22 protein-coding genes, 4 pseudogenes and 1 other annotated feature are annotated in these 21849 nt (G+C 32.9%); of the genes and pseudogenes, 24 read left to right on the top strand and 2 right to left on the bottom strand.

The features are described from left to right. The 5 genes from FD18_RS07310 to FD18_RS07295 form a co-directional block, all read left to right on the top strand. Positions 1 to 2832, top strand: a 2832-nt coding sequence (locus FD18_RS07310; RefSeq protein WP_200953893.1) for a DUF1542 domain-containing protein, incomplete at its 5' end; no start/stop codon positions are given. A 162-nt stretch (positions 2833 to 2994) separates the two neighbouring features. After that, entirely contained in the window at positions 2995 to 3171 is a 177-nt protein-coding gene (locus FD18_RS09870) for a hypothetical protein (RefSeq protein ID WP_164477440.1), read from the top strand. Next, the gene (gene tnpB / locus FD18_RS07305) at positions 3168 to 3350 is read left to right on the top strand and encodes an IS66 family insertion sequence element accessory protein TnpB (protein ID WP_148138395.1); all 183 of its coding nucleotides are present in this window, start codon (positions 3168 to 3170) and stop codon (positions 3348 to 3350) included. Before FD18_RS09870 ends, tnpB begins: the two co-directional genes overlap by 4 nt. Positions 3351 to 3389: 39 nt before the next feature. Then, positions 3390 to 3695, top strand: a complete 306-nt coding sequence (locus FD18_RS10245; RefSeq protein ID WP_057719273.1) for an alpha-galactosidase — start codon at positions 3390 to 3392, stop codon at positions 3693 to 3695. Between the two features lie 280 nt (positions 3696 to 3975). Then, positions 3976 to 4716 carry a class I SAM-dependent DNA methyltransferase gene (locus tag FD18_RS07295; RefSeq protein WP_057719272.1) on the top strand — a complete coding sequence of 247 codons (741 nt, stop codon included), beginning with the start codon at positions 3976 to 3978 and terminating at the stop codon, positions 4714 to 4716. A gap of 53 nt (positions 4717 to 4769) precedes the next feature. On the opposite strand, the gene FD18_RS07290 is transcribed toward FD18_RS07295, so the two are convergent. After that, complete coding sequence (locus FD18_RS07290; RefSeq protein WP_057719271.1) at positions 4770 to 5228, bottom strand: pyridoxamine 5'-phosphate oxidase family protein; 459 nt, start codon at positions 5226 to 5228, stop codon at positions 4770 to 4772. An 84-nt stretch (positions 5229 to 5312) separates the two neighbouring features. Between FD18_RS07290 and FD18_RS07285 the strand changes: the two genes are divergently transcribed. Then, entirely contained in the window at positions 5313 to 6005 is a 693-nt protein-coding gene (locus FD18_RS07285) for a helix-turn-helix transcriptional regulator (protein ID WP_235499907.1), read from the top strand. Between the two features lie 342 nt (positions 6006 to 6347). On the opposite strand, the gene FD18_RS07280 is transcribed toward FD18_RS07285, so the two are convergent. Beyond that, a complete protein-coding gene (locus tag FD18_RS07280) occupies positions 6348 to 7031 on the bottom strand; it encodes a TMEM175 family protein (RefSeq protein ID WP_057719270.1) in 684 nt (227 codons plus the stop codon). Between the two features lie 212 nt (positions 7032 to 7243). Here FD18_RS07280 and FD18_RS07275 point away from each other — a divergent pair, with 212 nt between their 5' ends. The 18 genes and pseudogenes from FD18_RS07275 to FD18_RS07200 all read left to right on the top strand — a co-directional run bounded on the left by FD18_RS07275 (position 7244) and on the right by FD18_RS07200 (position 21773). Next, on the top strand, positions 7244 to 7843 hold the full coding sequence (locus tag FD18_RS07275; protein WP_057719269.1) for an HAD family hydrolase: 600 nt from the start codon (positions 7244 to 7246) through the stop codon (positions 7841 to 7843). A gap of 30 nt (positions 7844 to 7873) precedes the next feature. Beyond that, complete coding sequence (locus tag FD18_RS07270; RefSeq protein WP_057719268.1) at positions 7874 to 8497, top strand: NUDIX hydrolase N-terminal domain-containing protein; 624 nt, start codon at positions 7874 to 7876, stop codon at positions 8495 to 8497. Positions 8498 to 8512: 15 nt separating this feature from the next. Further along, on the top strand, positions 8513 to 8653 hold the full coding sequence (locus FD18_RS10240; protein WP_094502964.1) for a helix-turn-helix domain-containing protein: 141 nt from the start codon (positions 8513 to 8515) through the stop codon (positions 8651 to 8653). 21 nt (positions 8654 to 8674) lie between these two features. Beyond that, the gene (locus tag FD18_RS10235) at positions 8675 to 8923 is read left to right on the top strand and encodes a hypothetical protein (RefSeq protein ID WP_094502963.1); all 249 of its coding nucleotides are present in this window, start codon (positions 8675 to 8677) and stop codon (positions 8921 to 8923) included. A gap of 15 nt (positions 8924 to 8938) precedes the next feature. Further along, on the top strand, positions 8939 to 9385 hold the full coding sequence (locus FD18_RS10230; protein ID WP_157053619.1) for a hypothetical protein: 447 nt from the start codon (positions 8939 to 8941) through the stop codon (positions 9383 to 9385). Positions 9386 to 9408: 23 nt separating this feature from the next. Next, on the top strand, positions 9409 to 10104 hold the full coding sequence (locus FD18_RS07260; RefSeq protein ID WP_057719267.1) for a response regulator transcription factor: 696 nt from the start codon (positions 9409 to 9411) through the stop codon (positions 10102 to 10104). Beyond that, positions 10097 to 11446, top strand: coding sequence for a sensor histidine kinase (locus FD18_RS07255; RefSeq protein ID WP_057719266.1), 1350 nt, complete (start codon positions 10097 to 10099; stop codon positions 11444 to 11446). The genes FD18_RS07260 and FD18_RS07255 overlap by 8 nt, the downstream gene beginning before the upstream one ends. Positions 11447 to 11576: 130 nt before the next feature. Beyond that, positions 11577 to 12242: a PepSY domain-containing protein gene (locus FD18_RS07250; RefSeq protein WP_057719265.1), complete on the top strand. Its 666-nt coding sequence runs from the start codon at positions 11577 to 11579 to the stop codon at positions 12240 to 12242. A gap of 173 nt (positions 12243 to 12415) precedes the next feature. Then, a pseudogene (locus tag FD18_RS07245) lies at positions 12416 to 13005 on the top strand (NAD(P)H-binding protein). Positions 13006 to 13099: 94 nt separating this feature from the next. Beyond that, positions 13100 to 13498: an SDR family oxidoreductase gene (locus FD18_RS07240; protein ID WP_057719264.1), complete on the top strand. Its 399-nt coding sequence runs from the start codon at positions 13100 to 13102 to the stop codon at positions 13496 to 13498. A gap of 135 nt (positions 13499 to 13633) precedes the next feature. Continuing rightward, a pseudogene (locus FD18_RS07235) lies at positions 13634 to 14578 on the top strand (alcohol dehydrogenase catalytic domain-containing protein). 162 nt (positions 14579 to 14740) lie between these two features. Further along, positions 14741 to 15370: a DUF4097 family beta strand repeat-containing protein gene (locus FD18_RS07230; protein WP_057719263.1), complete on the top strand. Its 630-nt coding sequence runs from the start codon at positions 14741 to 14743 to the stop codon at positions 15368 to 15370. Positions 15371 to 15547: 177 nt separating this feature from the next. Continuing rightward, complete coding sequence (locus FD18_RS07225; RefSeq protein ID WP_094496902.1) at positions 15548 to 15931, top strand: Fic family protein; 384 nt, start codon at positions 15548 to 15550, stop codon at positions 15929 to 15931. Positions 15932 to 15989: 58 nt separating this feature from the next. Further along, positions 15990 to 16235, top strand: a binding site (T-box leader). Between the two features lie 60 nt (positions 16236 to 16295). Beyond that, a complete protein-coding gene (gene brnQ / locus FD18_RS07220) occupies positions 16296 to 17672 on the top strand; it encodes a branched-chain amino acid transport system II carrier protein (RefSeq protein WP_057719261.1) in 1377 nt (458 codons plus the stop codon). Positions 17673 to 17882: 210 nt separating this feature from the next. Further along, positions 17883 to 18677 (top strand): annotated as a pseudogene (gene sufC / locus FD18_RS07215) (Fe-S cluster assembly ATPase SufC). 20 nt (positions 18678 to 18697) lie between these two features. Beyond that, a pseudogene (locus FD18_RS10445) lies at positions 18698 to 18913 on the top strand (hypothetical protein); the annotation flags it as partial. Positions 18914 to 19724: 811 nt separating this feature from the next. Next, a complete protein-coding gene (locus FD18_RS07205; RefSeq protein WP_057719259.1) occupies positions 19725 to 20912 on the top strand; it encodes an amidohydrolase in 1188 nt (395 codons plus the stop codon). Positions 20913 to 21017: 105 nt separating this feature from the next. Beyond that, positions 21018 to 21773 (top strand): Fic family protein, encoded by a 756-nt coding sequence (locus FD18_RS07200; protein ID WP_235499906.1) that lies wholly within the window; start codon positions 21018 to 21020, stop codon positions 21771 to 21773. Positions 21774 to 21849 lie beyond the last annotated feature (76 nt).

Genomic DNA, 21849 nt, shown 5'->3' with positions numbered 1-21849 from the left:
TCATCATTAACTGATGAAGAAAAAGATGCTTTAAACAACCAAGTTGATCAAAAGGCTCAAGCTGCTAAAGAAGCAATTAAGGCTGCCACTACTCCAGAAGCTGTAAGTACTGCACAAGAAAATGGTATTAAGAATATCAATGATACTGAAGTACCAACCGAATCAGCAGCCAAAGAAGCTGCTAAGAAGGCAGTAGCCGAAGCTGCAGACGCTAAGAACAATGCAATTGATTCTTCAAACTTAACAGCTGAAGAAAAAGCTGCATTGAAGCAAGAAGTTGCTGATGCACAAAATGCTGCTAATACTGCCATTGATAATGCAACTGCCAACGCTGCAGTAACTGAAGCTCAAAACAACGGCATTGACAAGATCAATAGTATTGAAATCTCAGCTAAATCAGCAGCTAAGGAACAAGCAACTACTGATCTTAACAACGAAGTTGATGAAGCTAAGAAGGCAATTGATCAAGATAACAACTTGACTGATGAGCAAAAACAAGCAGCTAAAGATCAAATTGACTCTGCTGCTAAGAAAGCACAAGAAGCAATTGATAATGCTAAGAGTAACGACGACGTTAAGAAGGCAGTCGATGATGGAAAATTAGCAATTGATCAAGATGTTGCTAATGCAGCTATCGACGATGCAGCTGCTGGTAAGCTTAAGGAAATCAGCGATTCATTAACTGATGAAGAAAAACAAGCTTACACTGATCTAATCAATAATGAAGCAGATAATGCAAAACAAAAGATTGCAGAAGCAACTACTCCTGAAGAAGTAACTCGTGCTCAAGAAGAAGGAGTTAAGAACATTAATAATATTAACGTTCCAACTACTTCTCCAGCTAAGGACGCAGCGAATGCTGCAATTGATCAGGCTTTGAAGAACAAGAAGGATGAAATCAATAATGCAACTAACATTTCTTCTGAAGAAAAGACTGTTTTAATCAATCAAGCAACTGAAGCTGCAACTACTGCTAAAGATAATATCAACAATGCAACTACTAATTCAGAAGTTGAAACTGCTCAAGTTGATGGTGAAAAAGCTATTACAGACATTACTGTTCCAGGTTTATCCGACATCAAGAAGGAAAGTATTGATCTTATCAACAAAGCCTTAAATGAAAAGCAAGAGGAGATCAATAACGCATCTAACTTAAGTCAAGACGAAAAGCAAGAGCTTATTGATCAAGCAAAGAAGGTTGCTACTGAAGCAATTAATGAAATCAATAATGCTCAAACTAATGATGAAGCTAAGGAAGCTGCAGATACTGGAGTTAAGAACATTGAAAATGTTTCAATTCCAAGTATTGAAGATGCTAAGAGGAATGCAAATCAAGCAATTGATGATGCTTTGAATTCTAAGAAGAATGAAATTAACAACGCATCTAACTTAACTGATTCAGAAAAGACTGCTTTAATCAATCAAGCAGCTGAGATTGCCAATGCTGCTAAGGCTGCTATCAACAGTGCAACTACTAATACTGCAGTTGAAGCTGCCGAAGATAAGGGTGTTGCTGATATTAACAATATTCACTTCACTAACTTAGAAGATTCTAAGAAGGCAGCAAATACTGCAATTGAAGATGCTTTGAACACTAAGAAGGATGAAATTAATCATGCATCTAACTTAAGTAATTTAGAAAAAGCTAATTTAATCAATCAAGCAACTGAAATTGCCAATGCTGCTAAGGCTGTTATTAACAATGCAACTACTAATGCGGCTGTTACTGCGGCAGAAAACAAGGGAATTGAAAATATTGCAAATGTTAACGTTCCAAGTTTAACTGAAACTAAACAGGCAGCAATTGACGCAATTAAGCAAGTTCAAAAAGCTAAGAACAGTCAAATTGAAGAAGCTAAGAATCTAAGTACAGATGAACAAAAGAACTTAATTGATCAAGTGAATAAGATTGCTCAAGACGCAATTAATAAGCTTAACGATCCAGCAACAACTACAAATGAAGTTATTACTGACACTCGTGATAAAGCAATTGATCAAATTACTAACTTGTTCCTTCCAACCTTAGATAGTGTCCAAAAAGATGCTCAGGAAGCAATTAACTCTGCTAAGGAAGCTAAGATTGACGAAATCAATAAGGCTGATAATTTAACTGATCAAATGAAGCAAAACTTAATTGACCAAGTAAACCAAGTGGCTGATAATGCTACTAAGGTCATTAATAATGCTCAAACAAATGATGATGTTAAAGAAGCAGAGACTGAGGGCTTAGAAGACATTAATAGCATTCAAGTTCCAAGCTTAGTTGAAAGCAAGGATGATGCTATTAAGGAAATCGATGATGCTTTGGAGAAGAAGACTGATGAAATCAATGCAGCTGATCTTGATCAAAAGCAAAAAGACGAATTAATCAGTCAAATTACTGATATTGCTACTGAGACTAAGACAAAGGTATTCAATGCTACAACAAATGCAGAGGTTGATGCTGAAGCCGAAGCTGGTATTAAAGCCATCGAAGCTGTGAAGATTCCAGCTCGTACTGCTGACAACAGCAATACTGAAAGTCATGATTCTTCAACTAATGTAACTCCAGATCACAATAATGAAGAAAACAATACTGCTCAGAACACTAACCAAGTAAGCACTAATACTGAGAGTGAAAGTAAGGAACAAACTGTAATTACAAATTCAGTTCAACCTAAGAGAAATGCTGTTCGTCATAAGAATGGCACTCCAGTAAACAAGAAGGCTACTTTACCACAAACTGGTAAGAAGAATAACTCTAACTTAACGTTAGCAGGCGCAGCACTTCTTGGTTTAGCAGGTGTATTCTCATTGTTTGGATTAGGAGACAAGAGAAAAAAGAATAACTAATCATAAATAGTTGATACGAAAAGAGCGATATTTCTGGGAAGGAATATCGCCTTTTTCTATATATTTATTAAGTAGAATAGTAAGCGTCATATAACCGAGTATCTTTTTTAGTCCTTATTTTTCAGGTATTCTAATCTCATCAAATTAATGGAGGTTAAGAATATGATTGAAAAACAACAGCCAATTGTGGCATTAAACCATCCAGTGAGACCGAAAAAGACTCGTCCAACACGTAATAATCTGTTGCTTGGCTTGAAGAAAAATGACTTAGAACTAAGCTTCTATAGGAGTTTAGATCCTGGAATTATGAATAAGCTTTTAGAAAAGATTTTGTCATGATTAAGCTTAGTGACTTGGGCCAAGTCTATATCGTTTGTGGTAAGACTGACTTGCGTAAAGGCATTGATGACCTAGCAATCTTAATCAAAGAACAGTTTGAGCTTGACCCCTTAGTGGTAAAGTTTTTTTCTTCTGCGGTGGCAGAAAAGATCGTTTCAAAGCCCTTTGTCGACGTTTAGCAATCAGTTCCAAATGATTAGATAAAACGAGTAACTGGTTTGAAATTCAGACAAGACGTTAATTCTTTTGGCCCATTAGGATATGAATTAGATCTAACTCAGCTAGATGATGAAGAAAAAGATGCAATTAAGCAACATATTAGTTGGTACAAGCAAAGAAGAGATCTTTTAGTAAATGGTAAATTTAGTCAGTTATTACCAATCGGAGATGATCAGAACATCTACGCATGGAGTATGAGAAAAGTTCCTGAACAAGTGGTAGGCTTTTATAGAAAATTAGCACGGCCAAATGAAACCTTAGATCATTATTTAAAGTTGCCAGGTTTATCTAACAAAGTTGAATAGTCAGTCAACGCAGAAATAAGACTTCAAGGACAAGTGTTAACAGAGTTAGATTTACGTTTACCATATTAATTAAATGGCTGAAACCAGAAGATGGCACAAGTCTCAGGAGATTTTCAATCCTTTATTTATGGTGTGAAGAAAATTTAATTTTTATACTAGAATTTTTGATTTTAAAATGAGCAAGAATATAAAATTAGATAATAAAGTCCAAATTTTATCGCCATTGTTTCAAATTAATGAGAGAATTATAGATAAGTTCTGTAAAGATTGGATTTAGAAAATGATATATCAAACTTTCGCTCAATTATATGATCAGTTATTTGATTCAGATATGTATAAAAATTGGGAAAAATTCACTTTGGCTAATATTAAAAAGGTAGATTGTAATTTGCTTGATTTGGCTGGTGGTAGTGGACGATTAGCTATTTTATTAGCAAATGATGGTTTAAATGTCACCGTGGCAGACTTTTCCGATGAAATGCTCAGTTTAGCTAGTCAACGTAGCATTGAAAACAATGTTTCTATGCAGTTAATTGAAATTGATATGCGAGATTTGAGTGGCCTTGAAAAGTATGATGTAATTACGTGTTATGCAGATTCACTGTGTTATTTGGATGATGAAAATGATTTGCTTCAGGTATTTTCAGAAGTTGCTAATCATTTAGAGAAGGACGGTGTCTTTCTTTTTGATGTAATTACGCCACATCAGACTGATGATGTGTATCCGGGCTTTATGTATAACTATCAAGATGATGATTATTCAAGAGCCTTTATGTGGCAAAGTTATGCGGATGATGATGTTGAGCATGGTGTAATTCACGATCTGACTTTCTTTAATAGAATGGAAGATGGGAAGTACAATCGTTTGTCTGAAACTCATTATGAAAGATCTTATGAATTGCCAGTTATTAAATCGATGCTAACGCAGGCAGGTTTTACTTCTATTGAAGTAGGTTCTGATTTTAGCTTAGAAATGAAAGATAAAAATGCAACTCGTTGGTTTTTTAAGTGCCAAAAATAATTAAAAAATGTCGGTAGATTCATATAGTGGTCTATCGACATTTTTTGATATTTTTAGAATTCAAATTTCCTCATAAAAATAGGAGTAGTGCGGTGATCAAGATAATCTGCGCTTTGTGGTGTGATTTCTAAAACTCTTAAATCTTCTTTAGCAGCTTCAATATCATCTGCATAAATTTCGTTAAGATAGGTATTCTTTTCGAAAATTTCGTCTATGTATTGGTGATTAATATTTTTAATTGTTCCTCTAATTGAAAAGCCACAAGAATCTATCGTGCCGTTTCCCTTATAACCGTTGATGATAACTTTTGGCTGATTAATTAAGTCTTGAAAGAATGGATTTTGGCTAGAAGTAGCAATATATAATTTGCCGTTTTTATTAAGCAATAAATCACATACTTGTGCACTTGGTTCGCCCTGATGAGTTGTTACTATATCAACATTATGGATTTGATTTACTGCAAAATCTAAAAACTCCTGATTACTTGTATGATTATTTAAAATGTCTATCATAATTAAATCCTTTCTTGTCGTTTTTATCCAGTAGAATTTTTATATAAGAAAATACTGACATTTTTGACGGAATAAATTGAAATTATGAAAAAATCAGAAAGACTAAATCAAGAATTAATTTATTTGAGTGACAAGAAAATATTTCATTTAAAGGAGTTAGAAGATCACTTTTCAATTTCAGAAAGAACAGCATTGCGTGATATTACAGATTTAGAGCAATTGGGGTTGTCATTTTATACGCAAGCAGGTCGTCAAGGCGGTTATCACTTAACTAATAATAAACTTCTAACGCCAATTAGATTTAATACGCAAGAAATAAATGCAATTTTCTTTGCCTTAGAAGCAATTAAAAAGATTTCTACTACTCCTTACAGTAATGAATATAATCAAATTAAGCAGAAATTACTTAAAAGTTTATCGTATAGACTACAAGAACAGATTAAACTTCAAGATAAAGTAGTTCATTTTAATAGTCAACCTAGTTTGAATAAGGTAAAGTACTTTGAAACTTTAATTGATGCTTGTATTAATATTAGGCAAATTAATGTGCAAAGTGCGCAAAATTCAAATAAAGAGCAAAATTTCCAATTATTGGATCTATTTTTTCAAGCAGAAAATTGGTTCTGTCATGCTTATAATGAAAAATCAGCAACTTGGAAGATTTTAAAACTAGATAAATTTCAAAAAGTTGCAATAGCTATTAGTCAAGATAGTTTAATTAATAGAAAAGAGTTAGTAGCTAGTTTTAAGCAATATGAAGCATGGGTAGTAATGTAAAAATTATTTATCCTGGTGAATTAAAAGAAAGCTATCTTAAACAATTAAAAGAGATAGTGAAGCAATATGATTAGTTGTTCTTAGTATAGAAAATTTGCTAAAGTGGAATATTGCGAACATAATATACTATAGAGGCGATGAAAATGAAAAATGAATATTGTCACAAAGGAATGAATTGTCAGAAAGGTTGTCCTTGCGCTGGAAAAGATGGTATTTGTCATTGCAAAATGGTGAATGACAAGGAATGCGTATGCAAGAGCCACTGCAAGGAACAAGATAAGAATAGATAGAAAAAGCACTAGTAGATTTTTTACAGAGATGAGTCTACTAGTGCCTTTTTGATTACATTATTTTAGTGCGTTTGACTGGGAATAGGAATGAAATAACTGGAATAACTAGATATAATATCATTGCTAATTTAGCATTAAACAATGATAAGACAATTAGTATAATATTCAAGAATAAAGTTATGAACATTTTTCTAATTAAGGATCGACTTATAATAATGTTCATTATTTGCGAATATTTAGCTGTTTTTCTAGCTCCAAAATATTGAATTAAATATTCTAAAATCTTAGCAATTAAAAATACAATTCCAAAATTTGCTACAGCAAAAGTAGAAGTTTCTGCCATAATCCATTTTGTCATGACTGGTAAAAGCGACAAGTCAGCTAAGAAAAAGAAGTCTAAAATAGCAATTGTTTTTGATGGCTTAAAAATGTAGTAAGAAAATGCTAAGTGCAGATCATACCAAAAGTCTGCCACAATAAAAAAAGTGATTAGAAAGACGATAATATTATTGATGAACTGTTGATAATGAACTTCATGCAGTGCAGGCTGAATTTCTAAAACAATAATTGTAATGATGATTGCCATTACACCATCATTAAAAGCTTGCAAGTGTTCCCGTAGACTTTCAGGCTCATTTTTTTGAGCTTCAATTAATTCTTTTTTAACGTTGTTTAATTTTTCTTTTTCTTGATCTGAAAATTGATCGAAATTGTGTTTTCTGGGATTTCTTAGCATGAGTTACTCCTCTAATAAATAAGCTAGCTTTAATAATTATAACAAAACTTTATCTGCATCAATTTATTAATAGCCAATCATCATTAATGGGATAATAATTATAGTAAAAGTAAAGTGCTGAAATATTATATACAAGTTAGGCAGTTTCTTGCAAGATTTTTATTAAAAGCGCATATTTTAGTTATAGATTATGAATGATAGAGGGCAATCGAATGCTAAAAAATATTGTTTTTGATTTTGGCAACGTAATTATGAATTATAATTCTGATGAGATTTTGAATCATTATGAATTAAATCGCCAGGAGCATGACTTATTAAGAAAAACTATTTTTGAATCAAAAGAATGGTCAGAGATTGACGCTGGTAAGATCGATGAAAAACAAGCTACAAATATTTTTATTAATCGGGTTCCGGATAATTTAAAGAAAAAAGTTAATCAAATTATGGAAACTTGGCCAGAAAATATAGATTTTTATGAACCAGTTTTTAATTATATTGAGCAATTGCGTAAAGATGGCTACAAGATTTATGGTTTGTCTAATACAGGGATGAAGTTTGCCAATTTTGTCAAAGATTCTGAAATGGGTAATTATTTTGACGGTTATGTTTTTTCAGCGCAAGAAAAGTTAATGAAGCCAGATAGAAGAATCTATGAAAAATTGCTTGCTCGTTATATGTTAAAGCCAGAAGAAAGTTTATATATTGATGATTTAAAGGCAAACACTAATGCAGCAAAGAAATTAGGCATGCAAGTTTTTACTTTTAAAATCGATAAGCTAGGCGAATTACAAGACTATATTGCTAGTCATTAGTTTAACTATAAAATTTTAGGTGATTAAAGAATGAAGACAAATGATCAAATTGCAAATTGGGCGATGGATTTACAAAGTTTAGCTCAAGCAGGTTTACACTATGGTCACGATGTGTTTGATCGTGAACGTTATGAAGAGATTCGGCGAATCGCTGGTGAAATGATGTCGGCTAGAACTGGAATTCCGAAAGAAAAACTTAAGACACTTTTCTTAGGAGATGAGGGTTATCAAACTCCAAAAATTGATACACGAGCTGCAATTTTTAAAGATAATAGAATATTGCTTGTTCGTGAAAAAAAGACACAGGAGTGGTCATTGCCTGGTGGCTGGAATGATTATGATCAAACGACTGCCCAGAATTGTGTTAAAGAAGCTCGTGAAGAAGCGGGAAGAATAGTAGAACCGATTAAGATTATTGCAGTGCAAGATCGAAATCATCATAATAAGCCTGTTATTGCGACTAATATTACGAAAATATTTTATTTATGTAAGGAAATTAGTGGAAAGTTTACGCCAAATGATGAAACAGATGCTTGTAATTATTTTTCTTTAAATAACTTGCCACATCTTTCGCTTGGTAGAAATACTAAAGAACAAATTACAATGTGCTTTGATGCAAATAATGATCCAGAATGGCAACCTAAATTCGAATAATTAGGGGAGACAAATTTGAATCAAATTATTTATTTTATCTCTGTCGTTAAAAATGAAAATTTTACTAAAGCAGCTGAAGAATATCATATCTCGCAGTCGGCAATTTCACAGCAAATTAAAGAGTTAGAAAGTAATCTCGGAGTAAAACTTCTATAAAGAAAGGGTAGAAGTTTTATTGTGACACCAGCAGGTCAATATTTTTATCAACATGGCCAGGATTTATTGGCTAATTATAATCTTTTAATTGACCAGACTAAGCAAATTGGTGGACGAGAGAAAGACAATTATACTTTGAAACTAGGATATTTACGAGATTTTGGTACTAGCGAGTTTTTACAAGCAGTAACCGAGTTTTCTAAAAAGTATCCTGAAGTAAAGGGACGTATTCATTCTGGAAATCATGAAGAATTATTCAGATGTCTTTGATATGATCGGATTGATTTGAATTTCAGTGATTTACGACGTGCGCCATCCAATAAATATGTTAATGAATACTTAACTAGTTCTAGTTTTGAAATAGTAATAAATAAACGTTTGGTTCGTGGCAGTAAGAAAATAACTAGTCATGAATTAGCTGAATTTCCATACATTTTAATTGTTGGAAATAGTGAAATAGATACTGAGCTTGAATATTGCCGTACAGTTCTCGGAATCGAAAGTAACTTTAAACTAGTTGGAACTTACGATAAAGCGCTTATGCAGGTGATTTCGGGGGCAGGATATTTTTTGACTAATGAAAGAACTGGAAAAAGTATCAAAAATGACCAAATAAAGAAAATATTTTTATTAAATGGAAATCAACAAATGATTCAACAATATTATGCTTTTTGGAAAGTAGATAATTCCGGCTTTTACACTGAAGAATTTGCAGATATTTTGAAGAAGTAATTTATGTAGTTTTAGGAGTTAAAATGAAGGATATAAAAATTTTATTAGTTGAAGATGAAGAAAGCCTAGCAAGCTTTATTCAACCTGAACTTGAATTAGAAGGCTACAGTGTATTTTGGGCACAAAATGGCAAAGATGGACTAGAACTTTTTAAAAAGGAAAAGCCAACTTTAATTCTGTTAGATTGGATGTTACCGATTTATGATGGAATTACCGTGTTAAGAAGAATTAGAAAGGTCAGCGATGTTCCAATAATAATGCTGACTGCTCGAAATCAAGCTTCCGATATTAGTAATGCTTTAGATCAAGGGTTAGACGATTATATGACTAAACCTTTCGAAATAGAAGAGCTTTTTGCTCGAATTAGAGTGATACTTAGAAGACTAGAGCGTGAAAAGAAGCAGACTATTAGTTCTAATTTAGAATTTAGTGCTCTAAAAATTGACTTAATTTCTCATAAATTTTGGTGTGATGGAAAAGAAATCTATCTCACTCCAAAAGAATATGCATTAATGTGTGAGTTAATGAATGACCCTGAGAAAGTTAAAAGTAGGGATGTGTTATTAGATATTGTTTGGGGCTATGATTTTGTAGGTCAAACTAATACAGTTGATGTTTATGTTAGAGCTTTGCGGACTAAGTTAGGAACGTATCGTAATTTAATTAAAACCGTGCGTGGTTATGGTTATTGTCTGAGAAAGCCGGATGATAATGAGTAAAAAAATAAAAACTACTTCGCAGCAATTAACGCGTCTTTTTTTGAGTCTATTTATTATTCTTCTTTTGTTAGTAAATTTAACTTTTGCTGCGATTTCGATAACATTTATTTATAATAATGCCCACCAACAAGCAGAAGAGGTTATTGATACAGTTAGGGACAATATTAGCGATCACGATGATCATAAAAATAAAAAAGAGTGGAAATTATTTCTTAATGCATATCTTGCTCGACAAAGTAACGATGCTATCGCTGTGAAGACACCTAAGGGAAAGACAGTTTATTCTGAAGATGGTGAAGAATTATTTAAAAAAACGCGAGGTAGAGGAAATTTTAATCATGTTGTTTTTCTAAACAATAGCGCGTACTATTTTCAAACTGAACAAGAAGATAAATATCAGATTTCTGTAATTTTAAATGTTAATGATTTATTTACTCTAATTATGCATTTACTGTTAGCAATTATTATTTTAAATTTGCTAGCAATTATATTTTCAATTCCTTTAATAAAGCGTTTTTCAAAAAAATGGAGCCAGCCATTAGAAAAAATTGATCAAGATATTGCTGCAATTGAAAACCAAAGAATTTCAAAAAAAGAAGTTTTTGTTCCTCAAGAACCAGCTGAAATTCGGCATCTGGCACAGTCTTTTAATGATCTATTAGAATATCAAGAGCAAGCAATAAAACGCGAGCAACAATTTGTTACTGATGCATCTCACGAATTGAAAACGCCAATTGCAGCTATTCGTGGTCACATTAATTTGATTAAACGACGAGGGAAAGATCATCCGGAGATTATTGCTAAGTCATTAAAATATATTGATTCTGAATCTGGTCGCATGGAAGTATTAGTAAATGAACTGTTAGAGCTAGGAAGAGCAAAAAAGCAACATCAAACCATTGAATCTATTGATCTTGTTTCAGTTATTTATAAAGAAAGTCAAATAATTGACCAGGAATATCATTGTTCGATTGATCTTTTATGTCCTGTTAAACTTTTTTATCCAATTGAGCTGAAAGATTTTCGATTAATTATTCATAATCTATTAGATAATGCTGCAAAATATTCCAAAGATAACATAAAAGTAACTGTAGAATTGGAAAAAGATGATAAAAATTTAGTATTAATAGTTAAAGACCAAGGAATTGGTATTAAGAAAGAAAATCATGATAAAATTTTTGATCGTTTTTACCGAGAAGACCAAGCACACTCAAGTAAAATCAAGGGTACCGGTATTGGTTTAGCAATTGTAAAAGAAATTATTGAAAAATATCATGGAAAAATCATTGTTACTGCTAATCTTCCGAAGGGGATAATTTTTAAAGTTGAATTGCCACTTTAAGTGAAAAATGAAAAAATCTTCATTTAATTTATATGTATCCTTAGTTTTTTGAACCTCATTTTTTCGTAAACTAAATATACAAAGTTAAGTAATAAGAAAAATTAAAAAGAAAAAAGTGAGGACATTATTTATGAAAACAAATATTAAAAGATTATCTTTGGCAGCTGCAGTTTTAGGTTTGGTAATGGGTGGAACAAGTTTAACCTTAATTAATCAAGTTCATGCTTCAACAGGAGCACAAACTACTCAGCAAACTAAAAATGCAACTATCAATATTTCTCAAAGTGATGCAATTAATAAATTCAATGAAAAGTTTGGCTCTAAATCAATTAAAGAAATTGAAGTAAAAAATAAAAAAGATAAATATATTTATGAAGTAGAGGGCTTTGATTCAGAAAAAGAATATAAAGTTAAAATCGATGCTAATACTGGTAAGATTTTAAAAGCTAAGTCAGAGAAACTTGATGATGAAAAGAAACAAGAAGCATTAGATCTTAGCAATCTTATGAGTCGTGGTGAGGCTACAAAGTTAGCCCAAACAAAAGCTTCTGGTCAGGCTGTTAAGTGGTCTTTAGAAATGGACAATAATAAGCCAGTTTGGAAAGTTGAATTTAAAGACGACAATAAGGAAATTGAAGTCAAAATCGACGCTAAAGATCAAAAGATCCTAAAAGTAGAAACTGATGATAAAAAAGATAGCAAGGATAAGCACGCTAAAGATCATAGTGAGTCAAAAAATAAAGATCGTGATCATGACAAGAACAAAAAGAGTGAACGCAATGATACTAACGATTAAGATGACTCAAAATCTGATGACAATTAAATAAGCAGTAGAAAAAGAGATTAGTGGGTAAAGCTGATCTCTTTTTCTATAAGTAAAACTTATTAATTGGACAGTCAATTTGCGATTGGTTGAAAGAACGTTAGTCTGTATTATTAACTATGAAATCCAAAAAAGGTGACTTGTTAATAAAGAATGTATTGATTATTGGAGCTCCTGGTACTGTTGGCGCAACTGTTAGAAAAACATTATTGGGTGAAACTGATGACTTTTTGACTCACTTTTCAAGAAGTGCCGAGAGATTAAATATAAATCCAGATAGAGAGAGGATAATTTCTGGTTCAGTAACAAATAGTTTAGCTTTAGATAAAGCAATGAAGGGACAAGAGGTAGTATTTGCTGCCTTGTCTGGTAATTTGGCTGAATTTGCACGTGATATTGTAGTAGCAATGAAGCGTAATGATGTGCAAAGACGTATTTTTATTACGTCTATGGGTATCTATGGAGAAGTTCTACTATCAATGGGTGGAACGCTTGAAAAGGTAAGTCCAGTTCTTTGTTCATATCGAGAAGCTGCTGACGTAATTGAGGCATCTGACAATTACACTATTATTCGTTCTGGCTGGGTCCAGTTGATTATGAAATTACGCATAAGGACGAAGAATTTGGCGGATATGACGTTTCAGTCGCTTCAATTGCCGATTTAGTTAAAAAACTAGTTGAAGATCTTAATTTAGATTCACGAGATAGTGTTGGAATCAACACGCCAGAAAATTAAGAAATGTAGAGGACAAAAATATGGAGAAGCAAGTTGTAGTTTTATTTGGTAATGGAGCAATCGAGAAAGCAATAGTTCGTCGAAATTACCAGAATTGAGTGAAAAAGCTAATAAAAAGTTAGCTATGACACCTGCTGAAGATTTATTAGATTTAGATATTTTACAAGAAGATGTTATTACTGATTCACTTTATGCGTATCAATATACAAAAAGACAAAATGTTCTAAGAGTAGCTGCAGAATCAGTTAATTGGCAAAAACGTGATGCAAGAATTAATGCTATTTCTCGAGGCATTGTGATGACGCCACTAGCTTTAGATGAACTTAATGGCCCTCGTGGAGAAGGATATCGCAAGATGTTTGTCTCAATGGTAACCAAGCGTCTAGCTACACCAGATCAGATTGGTGAATTAGGTAAATTTTTACTTAGTGATAAGGCAGCCTTTATTACAGGATCTGATATTTTAATTGATGGCGGAATTAGTGCCCAATAGGGGATGTTAATGAGGTAAGAAAATAGTGGATACTATACATTTTTTTGAATAGTAGCATCTTTTTTCAGTAATTTTGTTGAGAAGATTTTTCATTTAACCTAATTATGTGAGTTGATGAAATGAAAGGATATAGATATGAAAGCAGCAGTTTTTGTAGTACCTGGTAAAGTAAAAGTAAAAGAAAGCCCCAGATTGATGGAGAAATCAAGCTATTATTCTTGTAATTCGTGCCAGTGTTTGTGGTTCAGATTTATGGTGGTTTAGAGAGGTTGCTGATCGTGAAAGTGGCTCATTAATTGGTCACGAAGCAATTGGTGTTGTTGAGGAGGTCAGCAATGATGTAAAAGATATTAAGTCAAATGACTTTGTCATTGTTCCATTTACTCATAGATGTGGACACTGTGTCGCATGCATTAATGGTTTTGAAGATAATTGTTTAAATCAAAAGCCAGAAACTAATGGTGGCTATCAAGCTGAGCACATGAAATATGAACCAGCTAATTATGGTTTAGTAAAGATTTATGCTAAGCCAGAAGATTATACTGATGATCAATTGGCATCCCTTCAAACTTTGTCTGACGTAATGGCAACTGGTTATCATGCTGCTGTAAACGCTGAAGTAAAACCAAGCTACACTGTAGCAGTGATTGGGGACGGTGCAGTTGGTTTTGCTGGAGTAATTGGTGCTAAGCTATTAGGTGCTGAAAAGATCATTCTTTTATCTCACCATGATGATCGTGCACAATTAGTAAAGAATTCAGTGCAATCGATGTTGTATCTAGTCGAGATGAACAAGCTGGTCAAATTGCTCGCCCAGGTGCTGTTATTGGTAGAGTAGGTGTACCACATGCAGAACCTAAGTCAAACCAATTGTTTTGGAAGAACGTGGGTCTTCGCAGAGCTATTGCATCAGTAACTAAGCCTAATAAGGAAGTATTATTGCAAGCAGTTCTTGATGGTAAGATTAACCCAGGTAAGGTCTTTACTAAGAGTTTTGATTTAGATCATATCCAAGAAGCTTACGAAGCTATGAGCAATCGTGAAGCTATTAAGTCATTGATTATTGTTAATGATAAGTAATTTTCTTAAATAGGATTAATAAAAAGGTAGCTCAGCTGCCTTTTTTTGCATGTTAGATATAATTTTTTACCACTTAGTTAAATTTCGTTGAAAATTATCTCTCTGATAGTAAAATTAAATTCAAATAAGATTAATGAACGAATAATGAAAGAGGTATATAAAATGTTTTTCAGTAAAAATGAAGAAGATAAAGCTAAGTTAGTTAATGAAGTTTTAAGCAAAGACAGTTTTGATAAGTTAAATATTGAATTGATTGATATTGATCTTAAGATTGAATTTGGTAATAGTTTTGAAATTCATTATCGTGGTCCCTTGGATGAAAAGCCAAGCGTAGAATTTAAGAATGATGTTCTTGAGGTTAAAGAACCAAATGTAGATCGTAACCATGGTAAATTTTGGAAAAAAGGTTTTATTGAAGTAAATGTAGTTAGTCATAATGATAGCGGAAACTTGGTTGTTACAGTTCCCGATGGTCATCATTTAAGTGAGATAAAAACGACTACAGTAAGTGGTGATACAGATATTAAGAATTTGATTGTTGATTCTTTAGCTATTTTTGCAGTAAGTGGCGATATAAATTTGAATAAAGTTCAGTCTGATGAAGTAAAATTAACTACAACTTCAGGAGATAATTTAGTTAAAGACGTAAAAGCTGCTCAGTATCGACTGAGTACTTTAAGTGGGGATAATTCACTCTTTGGGAAAAATAGATCAACTGAAAAAGTAAATAGTGGAAATAGTGAAGGCACTATTGTTTTAAGTACCTTATCGGGAGATAATACGGTCAAGTAACTTAGTTGAAAAGAAACAAGGCTGATTATAAAAATAGAATATGAAAAAACGCCATAATTTAAAAAATGGCGTTTTTTTTAATTATGAAGATTAATAATCGTTTTTTTTAATTATGAAGATTAATAATAAGGGTATATTCTGAAAAATAAAAGAGATTATTTAAGGATAAAATTATGAATACAAAAAATTAAACCAGCAATGGGAGATTTGGTTGACTGGGCAAATAATAAAGACAAAATCCATCCAGTAAAATATGCTGCGGATTTATATTTTAAATTTGTGTCAATTCATCCATTCAGAGATGGTAATTGTAGGACAGCTAGATTATTGATGAATTTAGCATTAATAGAAGCAGGGTATCCAGCAGTGAACGTGTTTTCAGACGAAAAATCTAGAAATAAATACATGGATGTTTTAGCAAAGAGTAGAAGAGAGAATGACCCTGAAATTTTTGAAAATTTAATTGGAGAATATGCGAAAAAAGCGGTAAAGAATCATATAAAAATACTTGAATTAAACGAACATAATATCGAACAAGCAAGAAAAGAAATAAATTTATAAAAAAAATATTGACATTTATGATGTTTATATTAAAATAGTTGATAACAATTTAATTAATCTGAAAACAAAGAGAAAGAAGAGTAATTTAGTTTTAGTTTACAGCGAGTCTCGTTAGGTGTGAGGAGATAATTTCTAAGATTAAATGAAAATCACTTTCGAGTTCTAATTCTTAATTTTAAGTAAGAAGAAGTGGGAGCACCCATTATAGTGCCTGCGTATCGTTAAGTTATTGACTGCACGTGAAAGGTGTTGCTAGTGATAGCAATATAAACAAAGGGTGGTACCACGCTGAAGCGTCCCTCAACTAAATAGTTTAGTTGAGGGATTTTTTTGTATTCAGAGATATTTTTTGGAGGGAAAGAATATGATGACAGATACATCACGTAAATTAACATGGAAGGATTATCTAGTAGTCGCTTCCTTGCTATTTGGTTTATTCTTTGGGGCAGGTAACCTAATTTTCCCATTGCATTTGGGACAACTGGCTGGATCGAATTGGGGAACAGCTGCTGTTGGATTTTTAATCACTGGTGTATTACTGCCTTTATTATCAGTTTTAGCTGTTGCAATTACACATGCTGATGGTGTGTATGATATCGGAAAACCATTAGGTGCAGCTTTCGCAGTAGTATTTATGGTTTTAATCCATGCTACAATTGGTCCTTTATTTGGTACACCAAGAACAGCAACTGTTTCGTTCACAGTAGGAATTGCGCCATTTGTTCCTAAGAGTATGCAAGGACCTGCTTTATTAATTTTTTCTGCTTTGTTCTTTTTAGCGGCTTTTGGCTTTTCTTACCATCAAAATAATATTTTGTCTAATGTTGGTAAAGTATTAAATCCACTATTTTTATCTCTATTATTTTTGGTATTTGTTGTAGCTTTTGCTCGTCCTTTAGGAAACCCTCAAACTGCTGCTGTTACTGCTGCTTACAAGCATGGTGCTTTAGTTAACGGGTTCTTAGAAGGATATAATACAATGGATGCTTTAGCAGGATTAGCCTTTGGTGTGACTGTTGTTACAGCAGTACGTGGCATGGGACAAAAGAATGCGAGAAGTGTTTCAAAAGTTGTTGCTAAGTCTGGTTTCTTAGCTGTTTTAGCTATCGGATTTATCTACTTATTGTTAATCTTAATGGGTGCAATGTCCTTAGGTCGTTTCAAAGTTTCTGATAACGGTGGTGTTGCATTTAACCAAATTGTTAATGTTTATGGTGGTGTCTTTGGTCAAGCATTACTTGCTTTCTTATTGACTATTACTTGTTTGACTACAGCCGTTGGTTTGGTTGCTGCTTTTGCTCAAGACTTCCACAAGCATTTCCCACAAGTTAGCTACCATGCTTGGTTAGCGCTTAGCTGCTTGGCATCATTTTCAGCTGCTAACTTTGGTTTAGATACAATCATCGCTTGGTCAACCCCAATGCTAATGTTCCTATATCCTTTATCAATGGTGTTAATTTTATTATCTGTCTGCTCACCATTGTTTAAGACAGACGGCGTTGTTTACTTCTTTGTAATCGTATTTACAGTTGTTCCAGCATTAGGAGATATGGTAGTAGCATTTCCAAGTGTTGTAAGTCAAAGCTCATTTGGTTTGGCAGTGGCTTCTGTAAGAAATCATTTACCATTGGCTAATATGGGACTTTCATGGCTTGTACCAGCTTTGGTTGGTTTAGCAATTGGACTAGTTGTTCATTTTGTTAAAAATAAGAAAGTTGCTTCTACACTAGAGGAAGATTAAAAGAAAACTCTGCTAAATTAATTTTGGCAGAGTTTTTTCTTTGCAAAAAATAAATAACGATTGAGTGCCTTTATAACAAGACTTAAAAATGATTAGTAAAAGTCAAGCCTAACATTATATTTCTAATAGGTTTATATCATCTATATGTTGTGTGCCTACAAAAAGTAAAAACACTAAATATAAAGCAACGAATAAAAAGTGAGGATTCAGATGGCTACTTTGAAAATAAAAGATGTAAATGTTGAAGTCGAAGATAAATGTAAAAAGACTAGATAAAAGATTTTAAAAGGTGTAAATCTTATTCTTAAAACTGGTGAAATTCATGCAATTATGGGACCAAATGGAACGGGAAAGTCTACTTTATCAGAAACAATTATGAGAAATCCACGTTATCACATTACTGAAGGAGATATTTTATTAAATGATGAAAGTATCATTAATATGCCAGTTGATGAGCGTGCTAGAAAAGGACTGTTTTTAGCTATGCAGTATCCAGCAGAAGTTCCTGGTGTAACTAATGCGGAATTTTTACGTGCTGCAATTAATGCGCGTCGTCCAAAGAACAATCTAATTTCGATTATGGACTTTTTAAAAGAACTAGATAAAAATCTTGATTTATTAGACATGAATGAAACGATGACCGAACGCTACTTAAACGAAGGCTGTTCTGGTGGGGAAAAGAAGCGAAATGAAATTTTACAAATGTTAATGATTAAACCGAGTTTTGGTATACTCGATGAAATTGATTCGGGTCTTGATATTGATGCTTTGCAGATAGTTTAACGAGGAGTTAATGCAATGCGAGGCGACAATTTCGGTGTTCTGATGATTACACATTATCAAAGATTGCTTGATTATATTGTTCCAGATGTGGTTCATATCATGATGGATGGACGTGTTGTAAAAGATGGTGGTCCTGATCTAGCTAAGAAGCTTGAAAAAGAAGGTTGTGCTGCCTTACGAGATGAGCTTGGCTTAGATATTAAACTAGTTGATGAAAATTAGGAGGCGCTCATATACGGTCAACACTTAAGACTCGTCCAGCGGCGTTGCTACTACTTAAACCACCAAAGAATGGTTCCAGAATTCTACTTGAAAGAATTACGCCTCTTTGGAGCAGAATGAGCTTTAATTACAAAGTTACTGCTCGTAATCTTTTTCGCTATAAGACAAGAATGTTGATGACAATCTTGGGTGTTGCGGGTTGTACTGCGCTTTTAGTAATGGGATTTGTTATTCGACATTACGATCCTAATGAGGCTGATCGTCAACAAACTGGTCTTAACGCGTTACTTTCGTTCAAAGTTTCGTAAGACTCATCAGGATATGAATATGCTTCAGTGGAAGAAGGTTCGTGCAGGATTAAATAAGTTCTATCAAGGCCAAATTTCTCCATTAGAGGATAGAGGTAACTAGTAATAATTCTTTGAAATGCAAGTATTATTTTGGCTATAAAAAATATTAATGAAATTTATGAACTGCTGACAGTAGTAAATGATACAAGAAGATAAAAATATTTAAGAAGTGATTTTAATGAACTTAAGACGTTAGTTAAAAGTAAAGAGGATCAACTTATAAGAAATAAAAAATAATATCGAAAAAGAGTATCGTGATTATTTAAAAAAGTGATAAAAATGTGAAATTTAACGTACCAAAAAGTTATCTGGTTATTATTCTTGATTATTTTATCAGTGAAGGCTACAAATTAAAGAGTATTCAATTTCTCTGAAGTTGGGCATGATTTCAATGACCATAAAGTATTTGCACGTATTACTATGAATATTCAAAATATAATTAGAGAAGAATAATTATGAATTGGAAAAGCTTCTTAAATAATTAAAAAGTTTAGCGACTGAAAAAGAGCTTGAACCTAATAGAATAAATAATAAAAGTATCCCAATAAAAGGTGAGATGCTTTTTAGATACAATCAATAATTTTATATGATTATTAACTTGAATAAATAGATAACGCCTTCTTCAGTGTCAAATTTTATCTTTCGAATGGTCTTCAGATTATAATTTAATTGTTAAGCCACATAATGGAGGGTTATTATGGATGCAAATTTTGAATCAGAATTAATGCAACTTTTAGATGAACATAAAGATGAAATGATTAAGATTCGTCGGTATCTACATGAACATCCCGAACCATCTTTTCATGAAAAGCACACCGCAGAGTTTATTAAGAACTACTATCGGGATTTAGATTGTAAAGTACATGATTGTGGTGACGGGTATGGCATTGTAGTAGATATTAATGTAGATAAACCAGGTAAAAAATTAGCCTGGCGTGCTGATTTTGATGCACTGCAGATACAAGAGGATAATGATTTACCCTTTAAATCACAGAATCCTGGTGTAATGCATGCTTGTGGGCATGATGGACATACTGCATATTTATTAGTTTTAGGGAAATGTCTAATTCAATTAAAAGACAAAATTAATGGTAGTATTCGCTTAATTCATCAACCGGCTGAAGAAGTGGCACCTGGTGGTGCTTTATCAATGATTAAAGACGGTGCCTTAGATGACGTTGATGATATTTGTGGTATTCACGTGATGAGCACGATGCCTACGGGAACAGTTCAGCTTCATGCAGGACCAACGCAAACTGGACGAGCAAACTTTGATCTTACTTTTACTGGTAAGGGTGGACATGCTTCAATGCCACAACTAAGCAATGACGCAATTGTAGCTGGTTCGTATTTTGTTACTCAATTACAGACAATTGTCTCAAGAAGATTAAATCCATTTGAAGTGGGAAGTATAACTATCGGTTCCTTTGATGGAGTAGGTAGTTACAACGCAATTAAAGGTCAAGTTAAACTCAAAGGTGACGTGCGAGTAATGAGCAAAGAAACTCGTAAAGTAATTAAAGAAAATATTGAGCAGATTGTTAAAGGAACTGACGTAACTTTTGGTGTGAAGTCAAAACTTGATTATGACGATAATTATCCTGTTTTAATTAATAATCGTGACCTAACTAAGGAAGTAGAGACTTGGATTAAGGAAAGCGATATTCCAGAAGTAAGGGCCGTTAAAGATAGCGGTGTAGTAAATGCCTCAGAAGATTTTGCTTATTTTGCTCAAAAAAAGCCAGCTTGCTTCTTTTATGTAGGTTGCCAGCCTAAAGATGGTGGAATTTATCCGCATCACAGTCCTAAGTTCATGATGAATGAAGATTGTCTAATTATTTGTGCAAAATCTGCAGCAAGTGTGATTTGTCATTATTTTGCCTAAATAATAAAAACCTCCAAAACGGTATGAATCATAGTTAATCGATTAACTATGAATTTTGTATCAATTTTTGTTATAACGAAATTCAGAGTATTTCATCTCAGACCTTTGACTAAAGACGAGATCAAATCAATTGAAAAGGAAAAGAAATTTGATCATGTGTGGTCTTCTAACGCTATAGAAGGCAGTTCTTTAACTAAATATGAAACTGCTGCATTGTTAGAAACTGGATTAACCGTTCATGGTAAACCATTAGCTGATCATTTGGCTGCTATAGATTTGAGTCGTGCATACGATTACGTTCAAGAATTAGCTACTGGTAAATTACCTCTGGATGAAATTGCAATTCGAGATATTAATCGTTTGGTTACATATTTTGATGATCCTACTAAACGACAAGCAGCAGGGCAGTACAGACAAATTGAAGTATGGTCCAATGGAGTGCCTGAAGTGCATTATGCAAAAACGGCTGAAGTACCGAATAAGATGCATGAACTTCTTGAATGGTATCACTCTATAGAAGATAAAGAACATCCCGTTAAAATAGCTGCCTTACTTCATTTGAAATTTGTGACCATTCATCCTTTTAGAGATGGCAATGGCAGAATTGCAAGACTGTTAATGAATTTTGAATTAGTCAAGCATGGCTATTTGATTATTAATATTCAACCAGATAAGGATAGTCGTACTGCTTATATGAAAGCATTACGGGTAGCACAAGTTAAGAAACAAAATGATGAATTTTTAAATCTAGTTGCTGATTATGAAGAGTTTGAGTTGAATGATCGTATTCAATTGCTAACTAGAATTGAAAAGGAAAGAAAGATTGCAGCAAAACAAACTAGGTTAGATGATTTTAAGTAAAAATAAAAGGTGAAGACTCAATCTATGAAGTGCCTCATGACATATTGTTTTACTACTATTTCCATCCTACGACTAG

It is taken from the genome of Lactobacillus taiwanensis DSM 21401 (assembly GCF_001436695.1).
In the GTDB taxonomy this organism is placed as follows: domain Bacteria; phylum Bacillota; class Bacilli; order Lactobacillales; family Lactobacillaceae; genus Lactobacillus; species Lactobacillus taiwanensis.
Note: the sequence above shows the minus strand (reverse complement) of the source record. Positions and strands in the feature narration are given on the sequence as shown.